5 protein-coding genes are annotated in these 7457 nt (G+C 38.4%); 1 reads left to right on the top strand and 4 read right to left on the bottom strand.

From position 1 onward, the window contains the following. Both CEW93_RS05430 and CEW93_RS05425 read right to left on the bottom strand, forming a co-directional pair. Window positions 1-1072 (bottom strand): Ig-like domain-containing protein (locus tag CEW93_RS05430; protein WP_146416646.1); only part of this gene is annotated, 1072 nt, incomplete at its 3' end. Window positions 1073-1460: 388 nt separating this feature from the next. Beyond that, entirely contained in the window at window positions 1461-2321 is an 861-nt protein-coding gene (locus CEW93_RS05425; RefSeq protein ID WP_089538927.1) for an exodeoxyribonuclease III, read from the bottom strand. A 144-nt stretch (window positions 2322-2465) separates the two neighbouring features. Here CEW93_RS05425 and CEW93_RS05420 point away from each other — a divergent pair, with 144 nt between their 5' ends. Next, on the top strand, window positions 2466-3437 hold the full coding sequence (locus CEW93_RS05420; RefSeq protein ID WP_089538935.1) for a tRNA-dihydrouridine synthase: 972 nt from the start codon (window positions 2466-2468) through the stop codon (window positions 3435-3437). A 28-nt stretch (window positions 3438-3465) separates the two neighbouring features. Here the strand turns inward: CEW93_RS05420 and CEW93_RS05415 are convergent, their stop codons facing one another. Together CEW93_RS05415 and CEW93_RS05410 are read right to left on the bottom strand one after the other, a co-directional pair. Then, window positions 3466-4827 (bottom strand): restriction endonuclease subunit S, encoded by a 1362-nt coding sequence (locus tag CEW93_RS05415; protein WP_089538926.1) that lies wholly within the window; start codon window positions 4825-4827, stop codon window positions 3466-3468. Then, window positions 4827-7277 carry an N-6 DNA methylase gene (locus CEW93_RS05410; RefSeq protein WP_089538925.1) on the bottom strand — a complete coding sequence of 817 codons (2451 nt, stop codon included), beginning with the start codon at window positions 7275-7277 and terminating at the stop codon, window positions 4827-4829. Before CEW93_RS05410 ends, CEW93_RS05415 begins: the two co-directional genes overlap by 1 nt. Window positions 7278-7457: the final 180 nt, after the last annotated feature.

The following is a 7457-nucleotide window of genomic DNA, read 5'->3' as shown; positions in this document are numbered from 1 at the left end:
CCGTTAAGGTTGAACCGTCTTTGATGGCATCTGGGCTTAAAGTAACTTCGCCAGTTTGTGGGTTAACTTCCACACCAGCAGGTAAGTTGCCTTGTGGGCTCCAAGTACCAGTACTTGGGTCTTTGCTGATGGTGATCTGTTGTGGTTGGTCAGCCTCATCGGTGTAGTCGATGATTAAGCGGTCTGCTTGGTCATCTGGGCGAACAATCACACCCCCTTGGTTGGCAGGGTCATGAATGGCTTTTGGAGAAACTATCTCCACGGCATAACGGTGCATGGTAGATGCAGTAAAATTACCCGCAGGTGAAGTTGCCGCCACAGATGCCTCAATGATGCTATCTGAATCTTTTGACAACTCCTCAGCAGGCACTTTAATTGTAAATGACCCTGTTGCATCAACAGGTGTTTTATAAGTTTTTCCGTTAATAACAAGTGTAACAATATCTCCCGGCGTATAGTAGCCTGATACCGCACCAATCACTTCTACTTCTGTGCCACGCTCATCAACGTTCACCACGTCATTTTTGGCAACAGTTTCAATAGAAATATATGCCGCAGGACGCTCGTCATCATCTTTGCCTTGACGGTGAGCCACTGCTGCAACCGCTCCTGTGCTACCAAGTAGCCAAGGCAATGAACCAAGACCGCCTGTACTTGTCAAGCCACTGGCAACCCACCAAGGGCTCACTAAGTTTTGACCGCCCAATGCTTGACCTTGGATTGACCCTGCATTAAGCTGAGTTACATAATCTACCACTTCACCAGTATCTGGAATGTAGTAATAGTATTGACCATTTTCTGCTTGCCCAACCAAAGCAGATTCTTGATAGTTATAAAAGTTTTCAATAATCAAATCAGAATCTTGCCCCGCTTCTTCAAAAGAAACGTGCAAATCCTTGCCAACACGCTTGGTTACAATATGGTCAGGAGCACGACCTGTATTTTCTTTAACAAACTCATAATTGGCATTACCATTTGCCTTGATGATGGTAGGTTGTCCATTTTTTGTTACCACCTGAGTTTGATTAACCACTTGACTGGCATTATTAGTTTTTACGATAATCTGTTGCATATTGCACCTTTTAGCTAAATGTGATTAATACTTTAAACAAAAATTAACCACAAAAATGACATTTTGACTATTATGACCCAATAATAAAGCATTTAAAAAATTTAAGCTACTACAAAATGTAAAAAATAGCCCTATTGGTGTTTTTTAATGTATCAATGGTAAAAATATTTTTACATAAAAAAACCGCACACCCCTTATTTGATAAGCGATGGCGGTTTATTGAGATTAACACAATTATCCTATTGATAAATTGTATAATTTTAGTTAATTTTTATCCGTATTTTGTATTAATATAAATGACTAATTGGTCATTTTATATAATAAATGCCATATATGAATTAAAATGTTTGTTATTTAATCAATTTGTAAAATTTTAATTAAATATGGATTATTTTTTAATCAAATAATCAATGATTACAGGTGCATGGTCGCTAAACCACTCATCTTTATACACCCACGCTCCAACAGTACGCTCTTTCCAATCGGGTGAGCAGGCTTGATAGTCAATCCGCCAACCGACATTTTTGGCACGAGCTTGACCACGATTTGACCACCACGAATAAATCTCGCTGTCATGACGCACCACCCGAAAACTGTCCACATAGCCAAGCTCATCATAAATATGGTCAAGCCATGCTCGTTCGTGGGGCAAACAGCCTGACGCTTTTTGGTTGCCTGACCAGTTTTTGATGTCTATGCGTTTATGGACAATATTATAATCACCACAAACGATGATGGATTTTTGTTCATCTCGCCAACGCTTTAAAATGGCTTTATACTCATTCAAAAACAAATCCTTACGAGCTTGGGCGTCATCGCCTGATGAACCTGATGGCAAATACAAAGATGCAATATGCACAGGCGTATCTACGCCCCAATCGCTCAAATCAAACCGTCCCATCGTAAAACGCCCTTGGCTATCCGCCAGCTCAAAGCCCAGCCCATCGCTAGGCACAAAGGGCAGACGACTATAAACGGCTGTGCCTGCATAGCCCGCTTTTTGAGCAGGGAACAGATGAGCCTGCCAGCCTGCTGGTTTAAACTGGTCTGTCCACTGCTCATGAGTCAGCCGTGTCTCTTGCATACAAATCACGTCCGCTTCGCTTTTGGCGATCCACTCAAACAGCCCCTTTTTGGCGGACGCTCGCAGCCCATTGACATTGATGGAAACAACACGCAAAACGTGGGCGGCTTGGTGGGTGGATTTTGATGGGATAAGGTCGTTGGGCTTGATGGTGTGGCTGGTCATGACGGTTTTTCCAAAATGAAGTTTAAAAGACAACTGTAACGCAACTAAATGGGGATTTGCCAATCATTTTAAATGACAACAAACCAGCAAACAGATAAATCGCTTAACAAAATCCATTTTGTGTATTATCATAAAGATTTTATCATGCCTTTTTCACACCTATTTAACCACCCTGTTCGCCTACTCGCTCCGATGGAAGGCTTAACCGACCCCTTGATGAGACGGATTTTAACGCAAATCGCTCATGATTTAGGCTCACCTTATGATTGGTCAGTCAGTGAATTTATCCGTGTTACCCATTATCCTTTGCCTGCTCATGTGTTTTATAAATATGTGCCAGAGCTACACACTGATGGCAAGACAGACAGTGGCACGCCCATTCATGTTCAGCTACTGGGTAATAACCCTGAGACGATGGCTCAAAGTGCCACTGTGGCGTGCCATCTTGGAGCAAAAGCCATTGATTTAAATTTTGGTTGCCCTGCCAAAACGGTCAATAACCACAAAGGCGGCTCGGTACTACTGGATGAACCTGACACGCTGTATCAGATTATCAGTGCGGTGCGACACGCTGTACCCGCCCACATTCCTGTCTCTGCCAAAATCCGCTTAGGCTATAACGACACCAATAAAATGCACGACATCGGACAAGCGGTCAAAGCTGGCGGAGCAAGCTGGCTGACCATTCACGCGCGTACCAAAGCCCAAGGCTACAAACCGCCTGCGTATTGGGATAAAATCGCCCCCTTTACCACGCTTGGTCTGCCTATCATTGCCAATGGCGAAATCTGGAACGCCACGCACGCCCACGACTGCACCAGACAAGCAAACACGCCCCACCTAATGCTCGGACGTGGTGCGGTTACTCGTCCTGATTTGATTGCCACTTTGGACAACCCTACCAACACCCTATCTTGGCAAGCACTCATTTGCCATCAGATTGCCTTTTTAAACGACGCCACCGACAACCAACATGGGCTGATTGGTCGCTACAAACAGTGGCTAGGCATGCTCACCAAGGGCTATACAGAAGCTGATAAGCTGTGGAATATAGTCAAAAAACAGAAAGACAAAACGCACATCATCAGCTTGTTACAAGACGCTTTGACGCACTGAAAGGTTGTGTTTTTAACAATATTAATGTTCAATTTACAAAAAAACAGTTGCTTTTATTGCTGAAAATCGCTTGTTCAAACTCTGTCAATGCTCCTAAACGTAAAGCGGCGGCAGTAGCTAAATAGCTTTTTTGCCGTTGCTTTTGGGCTTGAATATAATTAGTGATTTGGGTTTGAGTTTCTAAGCTTAAAACAGGTAGGGTCAATGTTTCCAAAAATGTTTTTGGCACTCGTTGTTGACCTGAAGAACCTGTAAAGTACTGAGTTGCAATTTTTCTTAGGTGTTTAGTACGCAAAAGTAAGTGTAATAAATAAATAGAAAAATCATTGTTTCTTGCTCGTAAAACATGAAATTCAGTTGAACCAAATCCAAAACCATTTTCCAAATTAGTTGCCACCGCAGATTTTCCATTTTCCATACACGGTGTAATTTTTGCCCAAATCAAATCATTCTCTTTAAATTTGGTATAGTTAGGTTTTAATGTTTTTTTGTCGTGAACAGAAATTTCTCCATAAATATCAGAAATATTTGCCATCGGAATAAAGCTAATGATTTGATTTTTTGGAATTTGCGTAGTAGGGTTAATTTCAAAAAAGGTTGTTATCGGTTCATTTTTGAATTGATTAGATTTGAAAATAGTTTCAGCAGTAATTGCATTTTGACTGGTAACTCCCCACAAATTCAAGTCCCTAAAATTCACAAACCGTAATTTTCCTATTTGGGCTTTTGGAGTTTGTTGAATTTCAATTCCAAGCTGTTCAAACAGATAGTGCTCAATGTCATTATCTATTTGATTGGCTTGTTTCCCCAATTCATCAGCTTTTGTTATTTTGTCTTGATAAGCTTGGACTAATGCTTCTTGAGTATTGATATCAGGCAGGGGGATTTGCATTTTGACTAAATTATCAAAACTCAAATTTTGTCGAACTGAACCTGTTGTATTATCCCTAATAATTCGGTTATAAAAATTAGTTTTAAAAACTAAAAACAAATATTCAGGCAGTAATGTAGCCTGACAACTAAACACGACATAGGCAGGGCTAATGTATTGATGTTGATGTTTTGCGGTTTTTAATCCGATTGAGCCTACATTAATACGATAGGGGTTGTAGGCAATAAACCCTGTTTCCATTTTTTTATATGGCTGCTTGATTTCTTTTCCTTTTGATACATAGGCATCAAAAATTCCTACTTTATTATCCACGCCCAAAATTGCAAAATCTTCGTCAGGAAAGTCAAATGGTTTGATTTTGTTATTTTGTTCAATTAAATGCTCTGACAAAAATTCAATTTTGAATTGTGATTTCAATAAATTAGTATTAAGGTATTGCTTTACATTCCAATTGTTTAATTGAGAAAAATCCACAAAACGCAAAAATTTCATTTCCATTATTCCACCCCTTGCTGAACTTCATATAAAGTGCGGTCTAATCTGCCATTATTTTCTGTATATTTATAGTGGCAAGCGGTGTGATTTTCCCAAATATTTGCAGATTTGCGATATTGTGTGAACTCATCTTTTAATGCAGGCAAATCGTTTTCAATGGCAACGCCTTTGCTGTCAATTCCTGCCTTTTCTACTTCAGCAAGCGGAATTGGATAATCAAATTTTTCTTTGATTAACTGGCGGATTTCATCTTGAATTTGGATTTCTAGCTGTTTGAGTTGCTCTTTCGCTTGTTTTTTTTCTTCTTTTAATTGGACCTGTTGTTCTTTCTGTTCTGCTTTTTGTTCAAGTGTGGCTTTAGGTGGTAATTTGTCTAATTTTTTATCCACAATCGCTTGCAATTTAGCTTTTTGATTTGCGTATTTTTGCGTTATTTCAGCAGTAGCGTTGTCTTTGGCTTGGTTATATGCTTGCTCTTCGCTTTCGGTAAAGCGTTTTAAAAAAACAAGGCTGGGTTTCACGGTTGCACCTGATGCAATAAAGACATCTTGTGGAATAGAGGTTATCAAAATAATTTTTGCTTTGCTTTCAAAATATTGACGAACTTTTTGTAACTCACCATTATTTAGCACACCTTCTGGCAAAACAATGCCCATACGCCCGCCTTTGCGTAATAGTTTTAGACAACGCTCAATAAACATCACTTCGGTTAAAGTACTGTATTTGCTTATATCGTATTTATCTACAATTGCTTTTTTTTCTTTAATTTCTTGTTCTCTCTTTATAGCTAAATAACTATAAATAGGAAAACCTTTGGAAAAATCAATACTCTCCCCCTGTTTTATTTGTTTTTTAAAATATTCATCATTTTCTTTAACTAAGATCAATTTTTCTTCATCAATCGTATTAAGTTTAACAAGGTATTTTTCTCTCCAATTTTTATAATATGGTTTATTTTTTAAACTATCTTCAATAGTTAATTTCAAGTCTTTAGCAACTCGTGAACCAAATGGCGGATTAGTTAAAATGACATCAAAACGCTCTTCAAAAATACCATTAATATCTAATAAGCCATCATTGTGGTGTACACCACCATGTCCATCGCCGTGCATAATCATATTCATTTTGGATACACGAGCCATTCTCGGATTTGCATCTGTTCCATAGATACAGTTATGCGAAAGTTGAAAAATTCGGCTGTCTGTATTATCCAAGTTCAATTCATTATTAAGCTGGGTAAATAAATCATCTACTTGCTTTTCAATGCGTTCTTTTTCACTATCGCTGGCATTTTCGTATTGTTCGTTGAAATGTTGGATTTTGATATTTTCTTTTTCGTTTTCAATGGATTGCTTGATACTTTCCCGTATATATTCAAAGGCGTTAATCAAAAATCCGCCTGAACCACAACATGGGTCACATACTCGTTCGCCCTCTTGTGGGTCTAAAATTTCAGTCATAAATTCCACAATGGTGCGTGGTGTGAAAAATTGCCCTAACTCACCCCTAAATGTTGTGCCTAAAAATTTCTCAAAAGCGATGCCTTTTACGTCGTCAGACGTTTTGGATAAGTTGTAAACTTGTAATTTTTCAACAATGGCAAGAAAACTTTCACGGCGGATTTTAATCACATCATCTTCTGCGAAAAGAGCATCTTTCGAATATTTTTCTTTGGTTTGGCGGAAAATAATTTGAACATAATCGGTCTTTTTGTCATCACCTTGTAAATAAGGACGGACGTTGTCATCGTAAGTTTTTTCTTGGTTTTCAAATTCTGTTTTTGAGAAAATTTTGGTTTTGTTGTTGCGGTTATCGCGTTCAAAAACAATTTTGGTAAATAAAATTTTACTGATTTCATCAAATGCCGCTTCTGGCGATAGCTTATCATTGTTGCGGATAATATTGTGGCATTGATGCAACAGTTTGGCAAATTCATCACGCTCAAAAACCTTTTCTTCATTTAGGATTTTTTCAATAGACTGTTGGTTACCTAGTTGTTTGGCTTTGGGCAAATCAGACAATTCTTTACCAAGGTGTTTGGGTAATTTGTCTTTAAAAACTTGGAAATAGCGTGTTTCTTTGTTGTTGTGGGTTACGAAAAAATCTGCCCCAGCCCAAGTTGCGTAATTTAACCCTTGATAGTAGTCTTCAGGTTGAATGGTTACATTGTCAGATTTGCATTCAACGACAATAGCAGCATGTTCGTTGTCATTTTTGGCTTGCTCACTTTTCCAAATAACAATATCCGCTCTTGCACGTCCTGTGCCACGAGATGAATTAGTTAAACTTAATTCTTGTGCCATTTGCCCCAGTGAATAACCATAATCATTTACCAAAGTGCAAACAAATTGTTGGCGAATTTGTTCTTCAGGAGTATAAGCCAACCATTTACTCTTTAATGGGGAAAAAATTTGATTTGATTTTTCATCAAATTGATATTCAAGTTTAGACATCCCAAGCCTCCAAAAATAAGTTAATTTACACAAGCAAAGCAAGGTATTGGTATTGAGCTACATCTACCGAGCAAGCTAAGCGTAGGATTATATGGACAAGTTCAGCAAAATAGCTTTTATTTTCTCCAACACACCTTTAGAGAAATTGATGAAATTGCAATAAATCCAATAATTGTTCAA

Origin of the sequence: Moraxella sp. VT-16-12 (assembly GCF_002224245.2) — a bacterium.
In the GTDB taxonomy this organism is placed as follows: domain Bacteria; phylum Pseudomonadota; class Gammaproteobacteria; order Pseudomonadales; family Moraxellaceae; genus Moraxella.
This window is presented reverse-complemented; position numbering and strand designations above follow the sequence as displayed.

Coding starts and splice junctions, on each gene's coding strand:
- CEW93_RS05425 (WP_089538927.1), bottom strand. CDS start 2,321: ATGACCAGCCACACCATCAAGCCCAACGACCTTATCCCATCAAAATCC.
- CEW93_RS05420 (WP_089538935.1), top strand. CDS start 2,466: ATGCCTTTTTCACACCTATTTAACCACCCTGTTCGCCTACTCGCTCCG.
- CEW93_RS05410 (WP_089538925.1), bottom strand. CDS start 7,277: ATGTCTAAACTTGAATATCAATTTGATGAAAAATCAAATCAAATTTTT.
- CEW93_RS05415 (WP_089538926.1), bottom strand. CDS start 4,827: ATGGAAATGAAATTTTTGCGTTTTGTGGATTTTTCTCAATTAAACAAT.